Annotated in this window: 3 protein-coding genes; all 3 read right to left on the reverse strand. The window is 58.2% G+C overall.

The genetic code is table 11. The features are described 5' to 3' along the window. The coding region (locus VMT30_02885) for an IS5/IS1182 family transposase (GenBank protein ID HVQ43887.1) at positions 1-105 on the reverse strand (105 nt) is incomplete at its 3' end. Between the two features lie 117 nt (positions 106-222). Further along, entirely contained in the window at positions 223-714 is a 492-nt protein-coding gene (locus tag VMT30_02890; GenBank protein ID HVQ43888.1) for an IS5 family transposase, read from the reverse strand. Further along, positions 609-980 carry an IS5 family transposase gene (locus VMT30_02895; GenBank protein HVQ43889.1) on the reverse strand — a complete coding sequence of 124 codons (372 nt, stop codon included), beginning with the start codon at positions 978-980 and terminating at the stop codon, positions 609-611. The genes VMT30_02890 and VMT30_02895 overlap by 106 nt, the downstream gene beginning before the upstream one ends. Positions 981-1,016 lie beyond the last annotated feature (36 nt).

Genomic DNA, 1,016 nt, shown 5'->3' on the forward strand with positions numbered 1-1,016 from the left:
AAACAACCGGTTGTCCTTGGCGGTCACGCCCACGTCACCCTCACGTCCCGGCAGCAAATCCTTGATCCGATCCCATTCGTCGTCGTGCAATCCATAGCGCCGCATCGGTCGGCCCTCCTCAAAGCCGACTGCCTACGAGTCACAGAAAAACTGATTTGGGAATCCACGCGAACCCCATAATTGATAGAATTGATAATTGAGGACAGGCCCTAGGGCCTGTCCTCAATTAAGCCAAATGATGATTGATGCGAGGTAGATTCCTGCCAGGAAGTTGATAGCGCGCTTGTCATAGCGGGTGGCGATGGCGCGGAATTGCTTGAGTTTGGCAAAGAAATTCTCGATGAGGTGGCGCGCTTTGTAGAGTTCCTTGTCGTAGGCTCGCGGCTGCTTGCGATTGGCCTTGGGCGGGATGACGGCGGTCTTGCCGGCTTTTTCGAGCGGCGCGATGACACGCTCGTCGGCATCGAAGCCTTTGTCGGCGATCACGATGTCGGCCTCGATCTGCGGGAGCAAGATGTCCGCACCATCGAGATCGCAGGCTTGTCCGGGGGACAGCATGAAGCCGGTCGGATTACCCAAAGCATCAACCGTCGCATTGATCTTGGTACTCAATCCGCCTTTGCTGCGACCGATGGCTTCGTCTTCGCCGACTTTTTTTGGGCGCCGGCTGAGTGCTGATGGGCGCGCACGATGGTCGAATCGATCATCGCATATTCGTTGTCGGCATCTGCGGCCAGATGCTTGAAGACCCGCTCCCAGACACCAGCCTTGGCCCAGCGGGTAAAGCGCGTATGAACCGCCTTCCAGTCTCCGAAGCGCTCGGGCAAGTCCCGCCACGGCATGCCGGTCCGGTATCGGTACAAAACCGCCTCAACAAACAACCGGTTGTCCTTGGCGGTCACGCCCACGTCACCCTCACGTCCCGGCAGCAAATCCTTGATCCGATCCCATTCGTCGTCGTGCAATCCATAGCGCCGCATCGGTCGGCCCTCCTCAAAGCCGACTGCCTACGAGTC

This window comes from Candidatus Saccharimonadia bacterium, from assembly GCA_035544015.1.
Taxonomy (GTDB): domain Bacteria; phylum Patescibacteriota; class Saccharimonadia; order UBA4664; family UBA4664; genus UBA5169.

Coding starts and splice junctions, on each gene's coding strand:
- VMT30_02895 (HVQ43889.1), bottom strand. CDS start 980: ATGCGGCGCTATGGATTGCACGACGACGAATGGGATCGGATCAAGGAT.